Source organism: Nostoc sp. UIC 10630 (assembly GCF_010747425.1).
Classification (GTDB): Bacteria; Cyanobacteriota; Cyanobacteriia; order Cyanobacteriales; family Nostocaceae; genus Nostoc.
Map to the genome: position 1 here is coordinate 21,897 of NZ_JAAGOG010000054.1, position 19,439 is coordinate 41,335.

At 41.9% G+C, this 19,439-nt stretch carries 18 protein-coding genes; 4 read left to right on the forward strand and 14 right to left on the reverse strand.

Annotated elements, in window-relative coordinates; genetic code table 11:
- Positions 1-15: 15 nt before the first annotated feature.
- Complete coding sequence (locus G1O98_RS15145; RefSeq protein WP_163929555.1) at positions 16-696, reverse strand: response regulator transcription factor; 681 nt, start codon at positions 694-696, stop codon at positions 16-18.
- A 41-nt stretch (positions 697-737) separates the two neighbouring features.
- The gene (locus tag G1O98_RS15150) at positions 738-1,163 is read right to left on the reverse strand and encodes a heavy metal-responsive transcriptional regulator (protein ID WP_012408378.1); all 426 of its coding nucleotides are present in this window, start codon (positions 1,161-1,163) and stop codon (positions 738-740) included.
- 350 nt (positions 1,164-1,513) lie between these two features.
- Between G1O98_RS15150 and G1O98_RS15155 the strand changes: the two genes are divergently transcribed.
- Positions 1,514-2,602, forward strand: a complete 1,089-nt coding sequence (locus tag G1O98_RS15155) for an aromatic ring-hydroxylating dioxygenase subunit alpha (RefSeq protein WP_163929556.1) — start codon at positions 1,514-1,516, stop codon at positions 2,600-2,602.
- Between the two features lie 359 nt (positions 2,603-2,961).
- Here the strand turns inward: G1O98_RS15155 and G1O98_RS15160 are convergent, their stop codons facing one another.
- A complete protein-coding gene (locus G1O98_RS15160) occupies positions 2,962-3,123 on the reverse strand; it encodes a hypothetical protein (protein ID WP_163929557.1) in 162 nt (53 codons plus the stop codon).
- On the opposite strand from G1O98_RS15160, the gene G1O98_RS15165 reads away from it, so the two are divergent.
- Positions 3,112-3,255: a hypothetical protein gene (locus G1O98_RS15165; protein WP_163929558.1), complete on the forward strand. Its 144-nt coding sequence runs from the start codon at positions 3,112-3,114 to the stop codon at positions 3,253-3,255. The two genes, G1O98_RS15160 and G1O98_RS15165, sit on opposite strands and share 12 nt — an antisense overlap.
- Positions 3,256-3,359: 104 nt before the next feature.
- Here G1O98_RS15165 and G1O98_RS15170 read toward each other — a convergent pair whose 3' ends face one another.
- Both G1O98_RS15170 and G1O98_RS15175 read right to left on the reverse strand, forming a co-directional pair.
- Positions 3,360-4,064: a hypothetical protein gene (locus G1O98_RS15170; protein WP_163929559.1), complete on the reverse strand. Its 705-nt coding sequence runs from the start codon at positions 4,062-4,064 to the stop codon at positions 3,360-3,362.
- Positions 4,065-4,160: 96 nt separating this feature from the next.
- A complete protein-coding gene (locus G1O98_RS15175) occupies positions 4,161-6,155 on the reverse strand; it encodes a heavy metal translocating P-type ATPase (RefSeq protein WP_163929560.1) in 1,995 nt (664 codons plus the stop codon).
- Positions 6,156-6,611: 456 nt separating this feature from the next.
- On the opposite strand from G1O98_RS15175, the gene G1O98_RS15180 reads away from it, so the two are divergent.
- Entirely contained in the window at positions 6,612-6,995 is a 384-nt protein-coding gene (locus G1O98_RS15180) for a hypothetical protein (RefSeq protein WP_163929561.1), read from the forward strand.
- A gap of 253 nt (positions 6,996-7,248) precedes the next feature.
- Here G1O98_RS15180 and G1O98_RS15185 read toward each other — a convergent pair whose 3' ends face one another.
- From G1O98_RS15185 to psaK, 9 genes are all read right to left on the reverse strand, one after another.
- The gene (locus G1O98_RS15185; RefSeq protein ID WP_163929562.1) at positions 7,249-9,927 is read right to left on the reverse strand and encodes an RNA helicase; all 2,679 of its coding nucleotides are present in this window, start codon (positions 9,925-9,927) and stop codon (positions 7,249-7,251) included.
- A 141-nt stretch (positions 9,928-10,068) separates the two neighbouring features.
- Complete coding sequence (proC, locus tag G1O98_RS15190; protein WP_163929563.1) at positions 10,069-10,887, reverse strand: pyrroline-5-carboxylate reductase; 819 nt, start codon at positions 10,885-10,887, stop codon at positions 10,069-10,071.
- Positions 10,888-10,993: 106 nt separating this feature from the next.
- Positions 10,994-11,599, reverse strand: a complete 606-nt coding sequence (locus G1O98_RS15195) for a cell division protein SepF (protein WP_114080912.1) — start codon at positions 11,597-11,599, stop codon at positions 10,994-10,996.
- A gap of 382 nt (positions 11,600-11,981) precedes the next feature.
- Positions 11,982-12,650: a YggS family pyridoxal phosphate-dependent enzyme gene (locus G1O98_RS15200; protein WP_163929564.1), complete on the reverse strand. Its 669-nt coding sequence runs from the start codon at positions 12,648-12,650 to the stop codon at positions 11,982-11,984.
- Positions 12,647-12,925, reverse strand: a complete 279-nt coding sequence (gene pipX / locus G1O98_RS15205) for a transcriptional coactivator PipX (RefSeq protein WP_012408389.1) — start codon at positions 12,923-12,925, stop codon at positions 12,647-12,649. The genes G1O98_RS15200 and pipX overlap by 4 nt, the downstream gene beginning before the upstream one ends.
- 932 nt (positions 12,926-13,857) lie before the next feature.
- The gene (locus tag G1O98_RS15210; RefSeq protein ID WP_163929565.1) at positions 13,858-14,778 is read right to left on the reverse strand and encodes an energy-coupling factor transporter transmembrane protein EcfT; all 921 of its coding nucleotides are present in this window, start codon (positions 14,776-14,778) and stop codon (positions 13,858-13,860) included.
- A gap of 176 nt (positions 14,779-14,954) precedes the next feature.
- Positions 14,955-16,325 carry a ribosome biogenesis GTPase Der gene (gene der, locus G1O98_RS15215; RefSeq protein WP_114080909.1) on the reverse strand — a complete coding sequence of 457 codons (1,371 nt, stop codon included), beginning with the start codon at positions 16,323-16,325 and terminating at the stop codon, positions 14,955-14,957.
- Positions 16,326-16,573: 248 nt separating this feature from the next.
- Positions 16,574-17,770 carry a site-2 protease family protein gene (locus G1O98_RS15220; RefSeq protein ID WP_163929566.1) on the reverse strand — a complete coding sequence of 399 codons (1,197 nt, stop codon included), beginning with the start codon at positions 17,768-17,770 and terminating at the stop codon, positions 16,574-16,576.
- 578 nt (positions 17,771-18,348) lie between these two features.
- The gene (gene psaK / locus G1O98_RS15225; protein WP_163929567.1) at positions 18,349-18,603 is read right to left on the reverse strand and encodes a photosystem I reaction center subunit PsaK; all 255 of its coding nucleotides are present in this window, start codon (positions 18,601-18,603) and stop codon (positions 18,349-18,351) included.
- A gap of 123 nt (positions 18,604-18,726) precedes the next feature.
- Between psaK and G1O98_RS15230 the strand changes: the two genes are divergently transcribed.
- Positions 18,727-19,353: a phosphoribosylanthranilate isomerase gene (locus tag G1O98_RS15230; RefSeq protein WP_163929568.1), complete on the forward strand. Its 627-nt coding sequence runs from the start codon at positions 18,727-18,729 to the stop codon at positions 19,351-19,353.
- Positions 19,354-19,439 lie beyond the last annotated feature (86 nt).

Sequence of the window (19,439 nt, forward strand, 5' to 3'; positions counted from 1 at the left end):
GAACTCATCAAGCCATTATGATTGTTCCCGTAGTGCATAGCCTACACCACGGACTGTATGAATCAAACGCTTTTCATTATTCTCTTCCAATTTGAGTCGCAGATAACGAATATATACTTCAATAATATTAGAATCACCCATGAAATCGTAACCCCAAACTTTCTCTAAAATTTGATCTCTAGTAAACACCTGACGGGGATGTGAGAGGAGATATTCTAATAAGTCAAACTCTTTTGCTGTTAACTCAATGGTTCGTTTTTCCCGAAAAACTTCACGGGTGCGGCGATTTAAGCTTAAATCTTCAAATTGCAGCAAATCTTCGGCTGTTTCTTGCGTGCGGCGCAGATGGGCGCGAATTCTAGCTAGTAATTCCTCAATGCTGAAGGGCTTAACTACATAATCATCGGCTCCCGCATCTAATCCGGCGACGCGATCGCTCACTTCATCTTTTGCTGTCAATAAAATTACTGGTACTGTACTACCTGTTGCTCGCAAACGGCGACAAATTTCTAAACCTGTTAAACCTGGTAACATCCAATCTAGAATCGCTAAATCTGGCGATGAGTCTCGCGCTAGGGTAAGACCGGCAATCCCATCATGAGCTACACTTACTTGGTATCCTTCGCTACTTAGCTCTAACTCGACAAATCGTGCTAGTTTGACTTCATCTTCCACTAAAAGGATATGTGCTGTCATCAGTTTGCTCCTGCTGCCTCCTCTGTCTTCTTTTCTGTTTCTCAGCACTGAGGGATATTTTGAATAATGGGACAAATTGTATCTTCATACTGGTCGCCGATATTCTTCCAGCCTGAAAGTAATCCCTTTATTTCAGATCGCAAAGTTAACAACTGATCGATTTGGCGATCAATTTGCAAAAGCTTGTCCTGGAGCTTTTCTTTGATTTCACCACAGGGAGCTTGCCCTTGGTCATAGACCTGAAGAATATTTCCAATCTCCTCTAAGCTCAGACCAAGATTTTGTGCCCTTTTAATGAAGGCTAGACGAGTCAGCACATCCAATGAAAACTGGCGGAAGCCTCCCTCTGTTCGTCTTGATGATTTGATTAAACCTAAACTCTCGTAATAGCGAATTGTCCTGATAGGGATTCCGCTTATATCTGTTACCTGACCAATTAAAAGCAGTTTTGTCTCCTGAGTTAACACGGCAGATTTTCCCAAATATTGTAATTATTATTACATATTTATACTAACTTCTGAATTCAGATGAGAGTTTAGCCAAATCTTGGTGCCAGTAGTTGAAATTTTTATTTAATTAGAGATATTACTAAGTTTTGATTTTTCAGATATCTATTCATAATAGATATTGGCTGATACCATCTAATAATTAACTAGTATAGTTTTAACATTTTTAATCTAATTTACTCAATGTTTTACTCCTCGAATTTTATCTATTTGTTGAGTTACTATTTCTCATGGTACTGAAAGTAACTGTTTTTTTTTAGTTCGCATGTTACTTCTAGATCAACTGCTTCACCTCAAGTGAAACCATAAAAATGAATCTCAACTCGCAGACTTCTAGCTCAACCCGTAAACCTAAAACTTTCAATAATCCAGAACGTTTTATTGAAGGATGGTATTGGGTAATACCCTCTCGAAATCTGCGGGTGGGTGAAGTAAAACCTGTCACGATTTTGGGCAGAGAACTAGTGATTTACCGTGGTAAGGACAGAAGAGTAACTACCTTTGATGCCTACTGTCCCCACATGGGCGCTCATCTTGCTGAAGGCAAAGTTGAGGGTAATGCACTCCGTTGTTTCTTCCATCACTGGAAGTTTGATGCTGAAGGGATGTGTATTGATATTCCATGTTTAGATACACCACCTTCCCTAAAGTTACAAAGTTGGCCCACTGCTGAAAAGTACGGCATGATTTGGGTTTGGACTGGAGAAATACCACAACAACCCCTACCTTTTATTCCCGAATTAGAACAAAAAGAGTGTGATATCGCTATCCATTCTCACTTTGTGATGAACTGCCATCCCAATGTGGTGATGATTAATGCGATTGATACTCAACATATCAATACAGTCCACAAACTGCCAATAGAAATTATTTTTGAAAGACAGGAACTGAACGAAAATGCAATTATCTTCAGTAACACTACAAACATTAAAGAGAATTCATCTTTCATTAAACTCATCCGTCTTTTCTACAAAAATGCCATAACTTACAGTATTTGCTATTGGTACGGTAGCATTGGCATTGTGACACTTGGCCCCGATTTCTTCCATATCCACACAATGTTTGCAGTTCGCCTCCATGAAGGTGGAAAAGCTGAAGGTCAAATCCTGTTAATTACTAAGAAACGTAAAGGATTTTTTGGTTGGTTATCCAATCGAGTTGTGTTATGGCTGACTAAGATTGCAGGTAAATTTTTTCTCATGGGTGACATCAAGATTGTCCAAACAATTAAGTTTGATTTGAAAACTCCAATCAAAGCAGATCAGTCAATCATGCAGTTTATTAACCATGTTGAAAGGCAGCAATCTCTAATGTGGGGGACTTGGCAAGAAGCGCGATCGCGCGATGTAGAGAGCAAGCCCAAGCGTGAGAGATGGCAAGATACAACGAGTAATGATTAATATCATGTCTATATTGACCAAAATTCTGTTGAAGCTTACAAAGCCATAGCTTGACAGAATAATTATTTTATGGTCAATTAAATGGACATGATATAACAGCTAATAAAAGTTAAAAGTTCAAGAAATTACTTTTAACTTTTAATTTATTTTTACTGGGTTCCTAAATTAATAAAAAGAAGTGGCAAAGCCACTTCCTAATTCCCAGGTAGAACCTAAGTTATGAGTATAACGATTACAAAAATTTGAAATAGTATAAACAAACACCAATTAGCGGAATATCTGTATTTTCCTTGTTTTCTGGGTGAGAAAATCGTAATTTCGATGCGCTAAATAACTGTATATTTACATAAGTCTTATGATTATAATGCAGACTCAAATGTAAGTTTTTCTACTGGATAGGCAGCGCGATCGCTATCAAACAGTATATTTACTATAGCCTTTGTATCTTTGAGCGTGACAGGTAAATCTGCATTTACGCTAATGAGTAAGGGATAACCGTTGGTAAAGCTTTGGTTCGTCATACGGTGGGTGAAGAATGCGATCGCATTTTCCTAAAACTTACCCGATGCCAACTGCGATCGCAATTCCTCTCTAACTGCTTAGATGCAATTATACGCATCTTGACTCAATTCTTAATTGGCACATCCCGATAGTTTATTCACTGGGCACAGTAATTTACTAGTTCTAAACTTAGTATAAAACGTCGCCTCCAGATTCTTCCTACACCATAGCAAGCAAACCGATGTTTAGCATACTACTACTGACGTGGGTTCAGCACAACGATAATTTCTGTAAGTGTGATTCCCAAAGGTTTCCAATGGCGATTGCTGGAGGAAAAAGTACTATCCCCAGAAACAGCTTGGTAGTCATTGGCAAACTTTTCGTAAGCATTGGGAGCAGCGTCTACTCGTAAAATCAGTTTGCCTTGATAACGGGATAATTTACTACTATCCAACAAAATCGTACCGCCGTAATCCCACGCCAATCCATAAAGTTTAAAATTACCTAATTTCTTGCGTAACTCGCTCAATGGGGTTCCAACACCGATACCTTCGCGGGTTTTCCAAGCTGAACCCAGGTTACGCACATCTAAAGGTTTAGTACGAGTATTATCACTCCAAACTACTAAGAGCGTAGATGCGGAGCAGCTTGTCGTTAGACATCGCCCCTGATTTAGGTTTACCTGAGTAGCAGCGAAACTCCCTATTCCTTCAGCACCGGAAATGGTTTTATCAACGAGATGGGATGCACCAAACAGCTTCACTAAATCTTGCTTGGTGGTTGTGCGTGTTATTGGTCCCACTCGTTCGCCAGGAACAATCAAGGTGTTTGTTAATAATTGCGATTTAGCAACAGTAATTGGATGATTTATTTTCTGGGGTAGTGCAAAGGCTGGGTTTGCTGAATAGTTTAGTAATAAAGCTAAAGTAGCTGTAGCAATGCCTTTGATTGATGAATTCATCGGTTCTATTCTTGGGTAGTTAAACTATGAGTCAAACGTACTCATAGTTTAACTACTACAATTTACCAACTCCAGATTCCCGATTTTCCAAAAATTTTATTTCATCGCTCTAGTTGCATTTAAAATTGCCAGCAATGCTACTCCAACATCAGCAAAGACAGCTTCCCACATTGTCGCTATACCTAAAATACCCAATCCAATAAACACAGCTTTAATTCCTAAAGCAAAGCCAATATTTTGCCAAACAATTTGCCTTGTTTTTCTGGCGATTTGTATTGCTTCTGCTACCTTTGATGGCGCATCTGTCATGATAACAATATCAGCAGTTTCGATGGCTGCATCTGAACCTAAGCCACCCATTGCCATCCCAACATCGGCTCTGGCAATCACTGGTGCATCATTAATACCATCCCCAACAAAGGCAACTTTACCATGCTTGCCGGCGGTGCTGAGTAATTTCTCAATGGCATTAACTTTTTCTTCTGGTAATAAGTCTGCTTCGTAAGTATCTATGCCTAGCTGTTCGGCAATTCGGGAAGCGATCGCTTGATTATCTCCTGTCAACATTACTGTTCTTTCTACACCCATTCGCTTGAGTGCTTGAATAGCGTGTCTCGCATCTTCTTTGAGTTCATCAGCAATGACAATATAACCAGCGTAAATATTATCCACTCCTAAATGAACAACTGTTCCCTCTAACTGGCAATTATCATGAGCAATATTCTCTTTGTGGAGTAGGCGATCGCTTCCCGCTATCACGACCCTATTTTCAACCTTGGCTCTAATTCCATAGCCTGCAATCTCTTCATAATCTCTCACCTCAAATTCATCAATCTTTCTGCCATAAGCCTTAAGGATAGATTGAGCAATGGGATGATTTGAGTGCGATTCTACTTGGGCGGCTAATTGCAGCAATTCTGTTTCATTGTAACCATTTAATGCTACTATTTTTACTACTTTAAATACGCCTTTAGTTAACGTTCCAGTTTTATCAAATACAACTGTGTTGACTGCATTTAGAGTATCTAAAAAAGTAGAGCCTTTAACCAAAATACCCCGTCTAGCTGCACCTCCCACTCCTCCAAAGTAACCTAACGGAATACTGATAACGAGTCCACACGGACAGGAAATAACTAGCAAAATTAAGGCACGATAAATCCATTCTGAAGAACTCGCACCAGAAATGAATAAAGGAGCTAATAAAGCAACTGCTAGAGATATAAAAACTACTATTGGCGTATAATATCGGGCAAATTTAGTAATGAATTTTTCTGTCTCTGCTTTTTTGCTTTTGGCATTTTGCACCAAGTCTAAAATCTTGGCAATAGCAGAGTCATCAAATAGTTTGGTGACTCTAATGCTGAGAACACCCATTTTATTTATCATCCCAGCCAAAACTATTTCACCTAGCCTCACTGTTCGCGGTACAGATTCTCCAGTTAATGCAGATGTATCAACTTGCGAATTTCCATCTATAATCTCGCCATCCAAGGGAATCTTCTCGCCCGGTTTGACGACGATAATATCTCCAATATTTACTGTTTCTGGGCGGACTTTTTTTAGTTCCCCTTCTATTTGGATATTTGCATAGTCTGGGCGGACTTCCAATAAGGCTTTGATGGAACTACGGGAACGACTAACAGCAATATCCTGGAACAATTCGCCAATTTTATAAAATAGCATGACTCCAACAGCTTCGGGCAATTTATGAATTGCGATCGCCCCTAGTGTCGCTACTGTCATCAAAAAAGTTTCATCAAATAATTTACCTTTAAGTATATTGCGTCCAGCCGTTTTTAAAACACTCCATCCACTCAATAAATAGGCAGGGATGAAAAGCAGATATTCACCTATTGAGTAGAATGTATTGTGTAATTGATTTTCAAAAATTACACCAGGCACATATAAACTTAAAATTGCTACCAAAGGCAATATCTCATTTTTTAGATTTAATTCTCCACCGTGATCGTGATTGTGGTCATGGTTATGATTCTCATCATGAGTGTGATTATGATCATGGTTATGATTCTCATGATGGTTGTGTTCACCGTTGCAACAACTTGAAGATTCTGAATGTAGTTTTTGCTTCATTTTTTGTGCTGAGGCTAGTAAATTACTTGGTATATGAGTCTTTTTCCAAATGTAATAAAAAAAATAGATTTTTACAAGTTGAACATTTAAGAATGAGAATCTATATCAGATTTCTTACTAAATACCTAAGCTGTTTTTTGGTTCAGATTAAGATTTATAATTCTATAAAAATAGCTATATTAGTTATCAATTTTGTAGAATCATCTAAAATATAATTTTTGTTTGTGGTGAGCAATTTATCGCTTTGTATAAGATTTCAAAGGTCTTAATCCATAAACTTCAATCCTGTTTGACTGCTTAATTTTTCTATGACAACTACTTTGCGATCAAACTTGGTAGATATGGAACTTTCTTAAATAACAAGTGTCAAGCTAGCTATTCTTAGGGGAAACCCACTTGAAGTTTGAAAGTGAATCGAATACCCTAAGCTAGTAGACAATTTTCTCAAGGAAATCTATGAATAAAAAAATTCTTCTGAATTTGCTTTCCACTTCCTCAATCTTTGTGTCGATGATGTCTACGCTGGTGGCATTTCATCCTGCTCATGCTAGTGGTGGTAGTATTACACAGCGATTACTGCACACAGAAGACGGTCGTACCTGTATCACTAACCCACATGGTGGAAAAGATTTTGTGTGCATTCGAGATTCAGAGAGAACAAAACCGTATACCTCTACCCGTTCTGCAACTATTGTCACATCAGTATCAGATCAGAATGTTGCCATGTTGAACTTTACTGAAGAGGAAAGTGATGCAGCAATCAAAGTATTTGGATGCGACTGTCCATTATGTATAAATTCTTTGCGTCAGTTGCAGGGTACTGGAAACTTGGTGTACTAAGGTTGAATAGCGCTGATAGCGACTACAACTTCTGTTAAATACATGTGATTAATTACGTATAGAAGATATACGAAACCAAAAAAGCATTTTTAACTACGTACCACTACTATTAAATTTAAATTCATTCTTGGGACAGTTCTTAGGGGCAATTCATGAATTGCCCCTAAAATGTAAATGTCTAGTTTTGCGTAGTCCTGAAAGAAAAAGACGCAAATAAATTATCAAAGACTCTCTGTGCCTAAGAGTGTGCTGTTTATTCCACCACCTCATTTACAGGGAATCTATCAATCAACTGCATTGCCCGATAAGCATTACGCTGGAAAGAGTCTGGTAAATGGGGAACGTGGGGTATTTGTGATAATAAATCCAACGTCCGGCGGAGAATTCTCACCACATCGCCTTCGTCCAAGGTGGTGTTTTCGCAGAGTTCTGTCCACTCCATTCCTAGCGCCCATTGTTCTACTATGGCAATTAACTCAAACTCCAACCATATAGGTAGCGCTACGTTATACCGCCGTTGTAGTTGGAACATTTGGCGACGAATTCCCCGCAATTTTGCTAAGGCTTCTGCCACTTCATTACTAAGCTCAAAATTCACCTTGCTATCTGGGCGGGGTGTTTCCATCACCAAACCGGCGGCGGCGGCGGCTAAATGGTGGGGATCTAAGTTGTCCAATTCACCACTAGCGAATACCAAACCCAACCACAATTCATTCTCACCCCGAATGGCGGCAGCAATTTGCCCTAATTGGGTGGGCACTAAGTTATCTAAAGCGCCAAAGTGTTGCAGAATTAAGATTAAATTGAGAAATTCTTCCCAATGACGTTGTGACTGTTGCTCTACTTGCCCTTGTAACTGTTCGAGTTCGGCTTCTAGTTCGACATATTTGGCGCGACGCTTGAAAAGCGTGGCAGCATTGCCTGATTGATGTAGGGGATGAGCTTCTAATTGCTCTTGGACAGCAGCAGTGCGACTTAGTTGTTCTGCTACTTCTGGTGCCAGATGCAAAGATTCTACCGGATTGGGAATACGTACAGCGATCGCAAAGCTTTCTTCGTTACCACGGCGTGACTGTCCTGGCTTCAAAGGCATCTCTGGGGGTGGTAGTAAATCCGGTGACACTTCAATGCGTGGTAATTCGGCATACAAATCGACTACATCTCCTGTGGTTGCCACATACCAGCGATTATCATGCCCCAAGCATACCAAGTAGGGAGCTTGACCAGAACCAGGCGATTTTCCCACTAACACTGCGGTTACGGGTGAAGACACTGTGATGTTTTTGCCTTTGAGACTCAACAGAGTTCCTGACACTGCAAAGTCTAACATCATCCCTAATTCTTCTTTTCTATCTTCCTGTGCTTGCTCTTGCAGGGTTTTTAATATTTGGCGTTCTACTTTCAAACGTTGCCGCAATTTTTCATAAATAGCCAGTTCATTTTCATCAACGGCGGCGATTTGCTCATGTAGTTGAGCTAATTGTTTTTCCAGTTCGGCAATCTCATCGTATTCTGGTCTTAAATGCAATGTCGCCATGTACTGCCCAAAACTGCGCTCTATCAGTTCCCTGGTTTGCTCTAGGGTGTGGGTTTGCAGCAAGTTGAGTACCATGCCATAACTGGGCGTAAACTGGCTTACCAAGGGATCTGGCTTGGATGTCCCCAAATATGCCGCTTCTTTGGCTCCTTCAAAGGGAGTTTGGACTGTCACCACATGACCTTGTTTATCCATCCCCCGACGGCCTGCTCGTCCCGCCATTTGCAAGAATTCGGAAGCATTTAACAGGCGGTGTCCGGTGTCAGTCCGCTTGGAAAGGGTAGAAATTACCGTTGTCCGAGCGGGCATATTAATTCCCGCGGCCAGTGTTTCCGTGGCGAATACTACTTTAATCAGCCCTTGCTGAAATAGTTCTTCTACCAGTGCTTTCCATGCAGGCAGAATCCCGGCGTGGTGGGCAGCAATTCCCCGGTATAGGGGTGCAATTTGTCCAGAACGCCCGGCTTCAGGATTGCGGGCTAAAAAGTCATCAATCTGTTGCCGCAATATCTGGGACTCTTCGTTATTTACCAGCCATAAATCACCCACTTCCGCCACCGCTTTATCACATCCCCGGCGGCTGAAAATGAAGTAAATCGCAGGTAGCATATCTCGTTGCTCTAACTGGCTCAAGGTATAGATTATGCCAGGAGCTTCCGGTCTACCATTTCTTCCCCTGTCCCTTTCTCCCCCTCTGCCCTTCTTCTTCTGAAGCAGGCGGGGGTTAATTTTGGTTTTGCTATCATTCAACAGGGGAAATAACCCTTTGGGATTGCAAAAGTGAAATTCTAAGGGAACTGGGCGAAAATCAGAGTAAATCAGGTCTGTTGGACCGTGAACGCGATTTAACCAATCGGTGAGTTGATCGCTGTTGGCAACCGTTGCTGAGAGGGCTGCCAGTTGCACTTCCCGGGGACAATAAATGATGGATTCTTCCCAAACTGTACCGCGCTGGCGATCGTTCATGTAGTGGCACTCATCAAGTATCACCGCTTCCACGTCTACTAATGAGATGCCGACTTGCCCGATGGGTGTGCCATAGAGCATATTTCGGAAAATTTCTGTGGTCATCACTAAAATCGGTGCATCCCTGTGAATGGAGGCATCTCCAGTTAACAGTCCGACTTGATCAAACCCAAATTTTTCTCGAAAGTCACGTAATTTTTGATTCGACAGCGCCTTTAGGGGAGTAGTATAAAATACACGTTTTCCTCGCGACAGGGCGCGATAAATGGCGTATTCCCCGACTAATGTTTTGCCCGAACCTGTGGGCGCACACACGACTACGGAGCGTCCAGCGTTTAGGGACGCGATCGCTTCTTTTTGAAACTGATCCAGATCAAAGGGAAATATAGACCCTAAGTCAAGTTCTGGAGACGGCGCAGGATAATTCACTCAATCACATTTGCAACCAGATTGTTTACTATACTAACGAGTCTTTTGTCAACTTCGTTATTGGTCATTCGTCATTAGTCATTAGTAATTAGTTTTTCACAAAGGACAAAGGACAAAAGACGAATGACAAAGGACTCTTATTTATTTTCCCAGTTCTTGCGATCGCTCTGTGGCAGCTTTCACTGCTTCAATTAAAGCTGAACGAAATCCTGCCTGTTCTAGCTTGGCAATTCCTGCAATGGTTGTACCACCGGGACTGGTAACGCGATCTTTAAGTTCTGCTGGGTGCATTTTGGTTTCATACAACAGTTTCGCTGTTCCCAATACGGTTTGCAATGCTAATTGATTGGCAATTGCTCTAGGTAAACCTGCGGATACTCCGCCATCAGCAAGTGATTCTATTAGCAGCGCCACGTAAGCGGGGCCGCTACCAGATAGCCCTGTAACTGCATCCATCAGCCCTTCTGAGACTTCCACAACTTCGCCCACAGCAGAAAAAACTTGTTGTGCTATTTGGTGATGCTTAGTATTGGTATATGCACCTAAACAAATAGCGGTAATTCCTGCTCCCACAGTGGCTGGGGTGTTGGGCATTGCTCTGATAACTGGCAATTGCACAAATGCAGCTTCTAGCTGACTTAAGGGCACACCCGCCAATATGGAAATTATTAGGGGTGATTGTTCTCTATTAATAATATCAATATCTGCTAATTCTTGAGCGATCGCGCTGAACACCTGCGGTTTCACTGCCAAAAATACAACTTCTTTGGCTTGGGTGAAAACCTCACTATTATCTGTCGTCACAGCAACATCGTATTGCTGTTGTAAAAAATCTAGACGTGAAGGTAGCGGTTCGCTAACTATGACTTCTGATGATTGATAAATTCCACGCGCGATAAGGCGGGATAAGAGCGCTTCTCCCATTACCCCACCACCAATTAAACCAAATTTTATAGTCATTGATCGTTAGTCATTTGTCATTAGTCCTCTGTCGTTTGTCATTTGTCACTACGATCAAAACCCGAGATAAATGACAAAGGACAAAGGACTAACAACTAATTTAACTCTATTGTGCCATCCGGTTAGTTTCGTTGCCCCAGGTTTGATTTGGAGAACCTGTAGGCCGAGAAGGACGTGCTGGCGGTTGTGGTACTTCATGAAGAACGCCACCTTGGGTGCTAACTTGGACACAGCTTGGTGTAAACAAGAAGATGCTCTCACCGATGCGCTCTTGATGTCCATCTAGTGCGTAAGTACCACCTGCAACAAAATCTACTGCCCGTTGTGCTTGGTCTGGGTCCATGATTGTCAGATTTAATACCACTGACTTCCGTTCTCGCAACGCTTGAATTGCCTGGGGCATTTCTTCAAAGGTGCGTGGTTCGAGGACTAAAACTTCCGAAATTCCGTTAATTGCTCCTGGCATACCAATCACATTCCCCATTGGCTTTGAACCTGCTGCGATATCATCTCCCATTGTAGGCACTGGTTCCCGCCAGCGTCGATTCTGAGCGGTTGCGCTCTCTTGTGGGGCTGGGGGTTGGGGATTTTCTTGCTGATACAGATTTTGGTAATTATTATTATCTGTTTCTGGTTCTTCTTCGTAATATTCGTATTCCACTTGCTCATTTAGACCTACAAAGTCTCTGAGTTTGGAAAAGATGTTGTTCATTGTCTGTGTACTCTCCTGGTGCGAATAGCCGTATTGACTTGGTTTAGGATTTATTGAGATAGGAGCGATGCCTACAGTAGTAAACTACGCTACATGGGTGGATACTTCAGCAAGTATATTGCTATTTGTAGCCCATACTACGGGTTTTGGCGATGAACTGACACTTATTGGAAAGGTCTGTGCATCGCCTAAACATAATAATGAGTCAAGATTATATCCTAAGGTTTATCCGAAGGAAAGTTCTTTATACCCCATTTTCCCTTGGCGATTGCTCTTGTCAATACTATATCCTTTGTTTCTAATTGCACCAGTCTCTTACAAAATTCTTGTCATCAAATCCTGATCTCTATTAATACTGACCTGAAAAGCTGACGTTCGAGGGCTAAGAGCGATCGCCAAACAAAATTGTTCCTAATCGTACCATCGTTGCGCCTGCTTGCACTGCCAGTTCGTAGTCGCCTGACATACCCATAGATAGTTGCTGCATTTTTATGTGCGACCAGTTTTGCTCCTGGATTTTCTTTGCTAGCTCACGATTGAGATTAAATACATTCAAAATTTCGGGATCGTTTAATCCTGAAGGTGGAATTGTCATCAAACCTTGAATTTGTAAATTTTTGTATTGATCGAGTGTGGGTAAATCAGCCAAAAGTTCTGGCACACTCCAACCAGACTTGTTGGGATCGGGGAGAATTTTCACTTGCAGGCAAACCTGGGGACTCACTCCTAGCTGTTGGGCTAATTGATCTAAGCGCTGTGCCAGCTTCAAATTGTCCACGGAGTGAATCCAAGGGAATTGTTCGATGGCTTTTTTGGCTTTATTGCTTTGCAAATGTCCAATAAAGTGCCAGGTAATATCTGGTAAGTCTTGCAACTCGGCTTGTTTGCTGGCGGCTTCTTGGATGCGACTCTCTGCAAAATCACGAATCCCTGCGGAGTATGCAGACCGAATGGCCTGGGCAGAAACTTGTTTGCTAACAGCAATCAATTTGACTGAAGTTGGTAGGGATGAACGAATGGAAACAATACGTTCGGAAATCGAACTGTTCATTGGAAGGTGCGTTGGAAAACACTTTGAAGTTGATCGTACTCCTGAGAATGTCCACTGCGCCGCAGGGTACGTAAGCGGTTTTCCAACATCATTCTAGCCTCAGTCCTTCCTATTGGCTGGAATTTGACACCTTTAACGTCATTTGCGACCAAAAAAAACAGGCGCTGGGCATAAAGTGTAGTGAACAAATCCTGGGTTTCATCAACCATACAGATTTTGTAGAGTAAACCCCAAGTTGGATGGTTTATGTAAGTTTCTGCGTTTTCTGGATTCATTTAAGAGTCAAGGTGTAGTCAAGGTGGGAGTATATATATCTTTTCGCAGTGAATTACAAACATTCAGACGATAATACCAACATTCGTCAGAATATTTGCTTAAAATGCAAAACTGCGGTTACGAAGACCTTGATCTAGTTTCTAATTGGCAGATGAAGCTAGTGGTAGTGAAGCGAAATGGTACAACAGAAGCCGCAAAGCGTGGATTCAGAGAGTAGAGGCTGGTTGAGAAACATCACCATCTGCTTTGGTGACTTCAATTTACCAATTTGTAGGGACAAGGTACAAGATAGTCTTGATCCTCTTGTTAAAAGTTCGACGTAGCAAGGGAAAACACCCTTTGAAGCTCCCAACGACAACAGCGAACTTTTCAACTTCTTTCCATACTGCCACAACTATTGCTAAATGGCACAAAATAGCTAACTTAAGTGGGAATTGGAGAATGGGGAATGGGGAATGGGGAATGGGGAATGGGGACTAGAAAAAAACTATTCCCTATTCAGCATTGTCAATTGTGCCTGGGCTTTGTGCAGAGATTCATACCATGCTTTATTCAGGATCGCTGTCTGCGACACTTCCCGCACCCACTTGCACACTGGATGGTTAGCTAAAAACTTGTTGCACGCAATCTAAAATAGGAAAACAATCTGATTCAAACTAAAAAGCTACGTAAAATGGTATGGGATCAATTTTCTGGTGAGATAACTGTTCAATTTCCCATACCACATTCAATACTTTTCGGTTAAACCCAATAATCTCTCTTTTGGTCTGGGGAAAGGGAAATTCAAACCCTTTCCCTTTCCCCTTTCCCCCTTAACCGAAAAGTATTGATACCACATTGTAGTCTAGACAACCTAATCAAGCGCCTGTAAAGGGGAGATGAGAAAGCGCGAAAAGAAAATACTACCTCTTACCATTTTCTGGGTGCAAAATTAGACCTGAGTTCCTATAGCTAGCCGTATTCCCCAGAATACAATTAAAGTTGCAATAGCAAGCCAGTCACGCCCTTTGAATCGTAAGTCGTGCCACTGCACTCGGTGCTCGTTGGGACTGGTAAAACCCCGCACCATCATTGCATTCGCCATTTGATCGGCTCGTAAGAGCAGATTTTCTAACAATCTCTCTGCGACTGTCATCCAAACTTTGAAGCCTCCTTTCAATCCCAGCTTTTTCCAATTAATTGCCCTTGTCATCACAGAGCGAAATAAGTTTTGCACTTCTTCTAAAACTAGAGGAATAAAGCGCAAAGACAAGGTTAAAGTTAAAGCAATTTCTGTGACAGGCAATTTGAAGCGTCGTAGGGGTTGCATTAAGCTTTCTATGCCAGATGTGATTTCTTCTGGTGCGGTTGTTAGCAGATAAAGGTTGGTGCTGTAAATTACGGTAAATATAATTGTACTCAGCCGTACTGCCAAATCCAAGGAGCGGCGAGTTACTTTGACTGGGCCTTTCTGCAATAGCACATAGTTGTATTTTTTGTTATTACTTGTTTGCTCTGGAACAATATTTTTGGATAATGGTTGCTGGGTTAATATTTGTTCATTAGCTGGCAGGCGTGGCTGATAATCTACACCCATTCCATCAGGACTGATGGCTCCGATCGCTAAGACAAAAAACGATAGCATTAATAGCCAGCCCATTTGTTGCTGCCATACTCGCCGGGGAATCCTAGCAATCAAGGTGGCAATAATCAATAGCACCACCAGCAGCACCCGCCAAAAGTTGTTAGCTAAAACATAGCTTGTTAAAAAGCTCATCAACCAGGCGAACTTGACTCGCGGATCGATTTTATGCAGCCAAGTTTGGGGTTGTTCTAAATAAAGTCCAAGTGGCAGCGATCGCAATAAATCCATTTTAGAGTTAAGAGTTAAAAGTAAAGAGTTAGGAGTAAGGAGTTATGAGTGTTGACTTAAACTCATAACTTTCTACCTTGTGTCGCTATCAAACTCTAGTCGATAGGGTTTTATAGTTAGCAAGCAATTCTGACTTTAACTCATAACTCTTGTACAGACGCGATTTATCGCGTCTCCTAACTTAATTTGACGCGAGTTGCTCTATTAACATTACCAATTTCGGCATCCCGGACTTTTTTACTGCGCCACAGTAAAATAATTGGCGTGCCTTTAAATCCTAGCTGTTGCCGGAATTGACGTTCAATGTATCGGCGGTAGTTGTCGTTGAAGCGTTTGGAATCATTGACAAATAGTGCGATCGTTGGTGGCTGGCTACTTACTTGTGTACCATAATAAATCTTGCCCTGACGACCACCACGGGATGCTGGCGGTGAATGCCAGCTAACGGCATCTGTTAAGACTTCATTAATAACTGATGTGCTGACACGCCGTTTGTGTGATTCAGCCGCCGTTTTCACCAACTCTAGAATTTTTTCTACCCGTTGTCCCGACAAGGCACTCACAAAAATTGTTTCTGCCCATTCGGTAAAATGTAACCGTGATTGCAGAGTTTTTTCGTAATCGTAGATTGTGTAAGAGTCTTTTTCGACAGCATCCCACTTATTAACGACGATGATGCAAGCTCGACCTTCTTCGATAATCCGCCCAGCTAATTTTTGGTCTTGCTCTGTGACTCCATCTACAGCATCTAGTACTAATAAAACCACGTCAGCGCGACGAATCGCTTTGAAAGCACGGTTAATACTAAAGAATTCTGTACCGTATTCTATGTGTTTCTTTTTGCGAATGCCGGCGGTGTCAATTAAGCGGTAGGTTTGTCCCTCTCGTTCAATGACGGTATCAATAGCATCGCGGGTTGTGCCAGAAATTGGGCTGACAATTGCCCTTTCTTCGCCAACAAAAGAATTGAGTAAGCTCGATTTGCCCACATTTGGGCGACCCACAATTGCTACTTTGATTTCATTAGTTTCTGGGATGTCTTCAACAGCAGGTATGTGATTAACTAACTCGTCGAGTAACTCTCCTGTGCCACTACCATGAATCGCGGAGATGGGGTATGGTTCGCCCAAACCCAATTCCCAAAACTCGGCAGCTTGCATTAAGCCTTGGTCAGGAGATTCACATTTATTTACAGTTAGTAGCACAGGTACGCGTTGTTGACGCATCCATTCGGCGATTTCTTGGTCTGCCGATGTGGGGCCTGTTTGACCATCGACGACAAAAATTGCGGCACAGGCTTCAGCCAGGGCTGTCATTGCCTGCTGGCGAATCAGTGGTAGAAATTCGGTATCATCATTAAAGACTAATCCACCAGTGTCTACGACTAAAAATTCGCGACCATTCCAGAAAGCTGGCATGTAGGTGCGATCGCGTGTCACTCCCGGTTCATCATGGACAATCGCCGTTTGTTCCCCGGCGAGTCGATTAACCAGGGTGGATTTGCCCACATTTGGGCGTCCGATAATTGCAACAATTGGCAGTGCCATAAAACCAGGGTAAGTGAGAGACGTAGTATATCATGTACTTACATTTTACTCACTTTAAGTTTTAATTTAATTTTCCCATAATCTGAAGCGATGGGAGAGGTTTTTCTAATTCAAGTTAGTTGAAAAAATAAAAAAGGTAGGAAATCCTACCTCTTACCCAAAAAAAGCATTTTGTAACCAAATACCAAATTCAATATCACACAAGCTTTTGACAAATCTATTGCAAAACTATGACGAGGATATGACGTTTAATTTGCAATTGACTTCGCTATTACTCCCAGTTGCAATCCAGGCGGATAGCTACCTTCTTCTTTTATCCGCTTGATTTCTGCGTCTGTGAGCCGTAAATTTAACTTTTGTGCCAATGTTCGCACAATATCTCCCCGGTCAATTACACCAGCTACAGCACCGGCAGGAGAAAGTACAGTAATTCGAGGTAACTGCTCATTTTCCAGCTTGTTAATTACCTCAGCTATGGTTGTTGCTTCAGTAACAGTGGGTATTTCTGTTAGGGGATGCACAATGCTGTGTAAGGTTTGGGTTTCCCATTCACTCCTTTGGGTTAAACGAAAATCGTCAATGGAAACCAAACCTCGGTAACGTCCATCAGAAGCAGCAAAATAAACTTGTGAAGGAGCGGTTTCCAACAAGTATAAATCGGCAAAGGAGCGCAGTGTCTGGTCAGCATCGATAACCCGAAAGTCACGAGTCATCGCATCAGCCGCCACCACTTTAAGCAGGCTTTCCTGCAACGTAGTCATGTTGTCGTATGTGTTAGCGTTGCGGACAGCAAACCAACCTAACAGCGCAATCCACAAACCAAGTGCTAACTCCCTTGTCAAGAAATCTACAACAAATCCTAAAGCGATCGCACCATAACCCAAAATTTGCCCAGCCCTAGCAGCCCAGTGTACGGCTTGAAAACGATTACCTGTTATTTGCCATAGTGCTGCTTTTAACACTTGCCCTCCATCTAGAGGTAAACCAGGAATCATGTTAAATAGTGCTACCACCAAGTTAATTCTCGCTAAATCTCCAACCATGATACTAAGTGGACTAGTATCAGGGATTACAAGAACTCCCAGACTGAGCAGGAAAAATAGTATGATACTCACCAATGGCCCAGCGATCGCTACTTGAAAGGCTTTGAAAGGAGTTTTAGATTCTTCTTCAATAGCAGCAATCCCGCCAAACAGAAACAGAGTAATTGAATTAACTTTAATACCTTGCGATCGGGCTACCAAGCTGTGACCCAACTCATGTAGTAAGACCGAACCAAATAGTAGTAGTGCCATAACTATTCCAGCACTCCAAGCTATAGCAGTACCCCATTCCTGGTAAGCTACCCCAAAGTTAAGGGTTGCCAACCCTAAAATCACAAACCATAACGGGTCTAAAAACAGGGGAATTCCAAATAATGACCCAATTCTCCAATTTGTTTGCATTACACTGTCCTAAAACTAGATATCGCCAGTACTTTTTATACCTAGATGCTATGCATATTCGTATACACATCTATAATTAAGCATCAATTCGGTAGTAACGAGTGACGAAATGCTCTTATTTCTAGAATAGACAAGTGAACTACTCAGACTTGCCTACGGCTTAAGTCTGAGCTTCCCAATTCATCGGGAATAGCCAAAAAAACTCCGTAGTTTTTTTGGTCTTACATTCCCTCCAAGGGCAGGGATCCTGGTTCCCAAGACCCAAATATTTTTCTTCTCCCAAGGGGAGACGCCAAGGGCGATGCAACATATACCTATTAGCTTGGTTTTCGCTTGTGGCATTGATGGTCAAGATAAATTACTATACCAGAAAATCCGCCACTATTCATCATTCCCACCCTCAATGTACTCATAGGGTGGGGATGAAGCTTACAGTTAATGCGTGTGAGCAAAATTGTGAAGAGGGGTATTGGGCATGGGGCATAAGTTATTTCTTCCTTACTGCCCCTACCCAAAATCGTTTTTAGAAGTTTTGTATTGATTGCAGCGTTACAAGCAACGCCGCGATCATCGCAAAACTACAGACGACCGATGTTAGTCAGTCCTAAAACGATACCAATGCCGATAATATGACCGAAAGCCATTGCACCAACAAATGTAGGAATACTGACTGGCAGGATAGGGAGCTTAGGGCCAACTAGGGGTTTTTCAATCCTAGTACTTAGTAAAACCATTACTAAGCTACTGATGCTGATGATAATGCCTACTGTAGGATTCCACGCAGGTGTGGCGGGAACAGTTGCAGCTGCTGCTAGTAAAATAGAGGAAATCAAGCTTTTGTCTCCTAAACAGAAAGTTAATCGTAGACCTCAAGATTATAAAATTACAAGGCCCAAAAGTTTTTGAGATAGTTTAGACTTTTCAAATGATTATTCTAAATATTTTGTTATATTTTCATGCGCGTTAAAATTTGCGGCATTACTCAACCACAGCAATCTATAGCGATCGCTTCTTTAGGCGCAACAGCACTAGGATTTATTTGTGTACCAAACTCACCTCGCTACGTGACTACATCCCAAATTCGGGCAGCCGTGGCAGAACTCCCGGCAAATATTGACACAATTGGAGTTTTTGCCAACGCTAGTATTCTTGAAATCAGCCAGATAGTTGTTGATTCTGGGTTGACGGGGGTTCAGTTACACGGGGATGAGTTACCAGATTTTTGCTACCAATTACGTCAAGCTTTACCAAATGTCGAAATTATTAAAGCACTTAGAATTCGCAGTCTTGAGCATCTGGACACGGCGGCTGATTACACAAAATATGTAGATACTTTACTACTGGATGCCTATCATCCCGAACAACTTGGTGGTACAGGCAAAACCTTAGATTGGAAAATATTAGAGCAATTTAACCCCAATTGCCCTTGGTTTTTAGCTGGGGGATTAACAGCAGATAATATTCTGGAAGCTTTAAGTCAGGTTAGTCCTAGTGGCGTTGATTTATCTAGTGGTGTAGAACGCGCACCTGGAGATAAGGATTTAGATAAAGTAAGCAAGTTGTTTGAGAAATTGGGGAGATGAGGGAGAAGGGGAGTAGGGGGAGCAGGAGGAGAATTCGTAACTCCTAACTCTTCACTCCTCATTCAGCACGGGCTAAACCTTAGCTA

Bases quoted from the DNA above. Each gene is read 5' to 3' on its own strand.
- G1O98_RS15180 (WP_163929561.1), top strand. From the start codon at position 6,612: ATGAATAAAAAAATTCTTCTGAATTTGCTTTCCACTTCCTCAATCTTT.
- G1O98_RS15175 (WP_163929560.1), bottom strand. From the start codon at position 6,155: ATGAAGCAAAAACTACATTCAGAATCTTCAAGTTGTTGCAACGGTGAA.
- G1O98_RS15200 (WP_163929564.1), bottom strand. From the start codon at position 12,650: ATGAACAGTTCGATTTCCGAACGTATTGTTTCCATTCGTTCATCCCTA.
- G1O98_RS15160 (WP_163929557.1), bottom strand. From the start codon at position 3,123: ATGACGAACCAAAGCTTTACCAACGGTTATCCCTTACTCATTAGCGTA.
- G1O98_RS15145 (WP_163929555.1), bottom strand. From the start codon at position 696: ATGACAGCACATATCCTTTTAGTGGAAGATGAAGTCAAACTAGCACGA.
- G1O98_RS15155 (WP_163929556.1), top strand. From the start codon at position 1,514: ATGAATCTCAACTCGCAGACTTCTAGCTCAACCCGTAAACCTAAAACT.
- pipX (WP_012408389.1), bottom strand. From the start codon at position 12,925: ATGAATCCAGAAAACGCAGAAACTTACATAAACCATCCAACTTGGGGT.
- G1O98_RS15195 (WP_114080912.1), bottom strand. From the start codon at position 11,599: ATGAACAACATCTTTTCCAAACTCAGAGACTTTGTAGGTCTAAATGAG.
- proC (WP_163929563.1), bottom strand. From the start codon at position 10,887: ATGACTATAAAATTTGGTTTAATTGGTGGTGGGGTAATGGGAGAAGCG.
- G1O98_RS15220 (WP_163929566.1), bottom strand. From the start codon at position 17,770: ATGCAAACAAATTGGAGAATTGGGTCATTATTTGGAATTCCCCTGTTT.
- G1O98_RS15170 (WP_163929559.1), bottom strand. From the start codon at position 4,064: ATGAATTCATCAATCAAAGGCATTGCTACAGCTACTTTAGCTTTATTA.
- G1O98_RS15210 (WP_163929565.1), bottom strand. From the start codon at position 14,778: ATGGATTTATTGCGATCGCTGCCACTTGGACTTTATTTAGAACAACCC.
- G1O98_RS15230 (WP_163929568.1), top strand. From the start codon at position 18,727: ATGCGCGTTAAAATTTGCGGCATTACTCAACCACAGCAATCTATAGCG.
- der (WP_114080909.1), bottom strand. From the start codon at position 16,325: ATGGCACTGCCAATTGTTGCAATTATCGGACGCCCAAATGTGGGCAAA.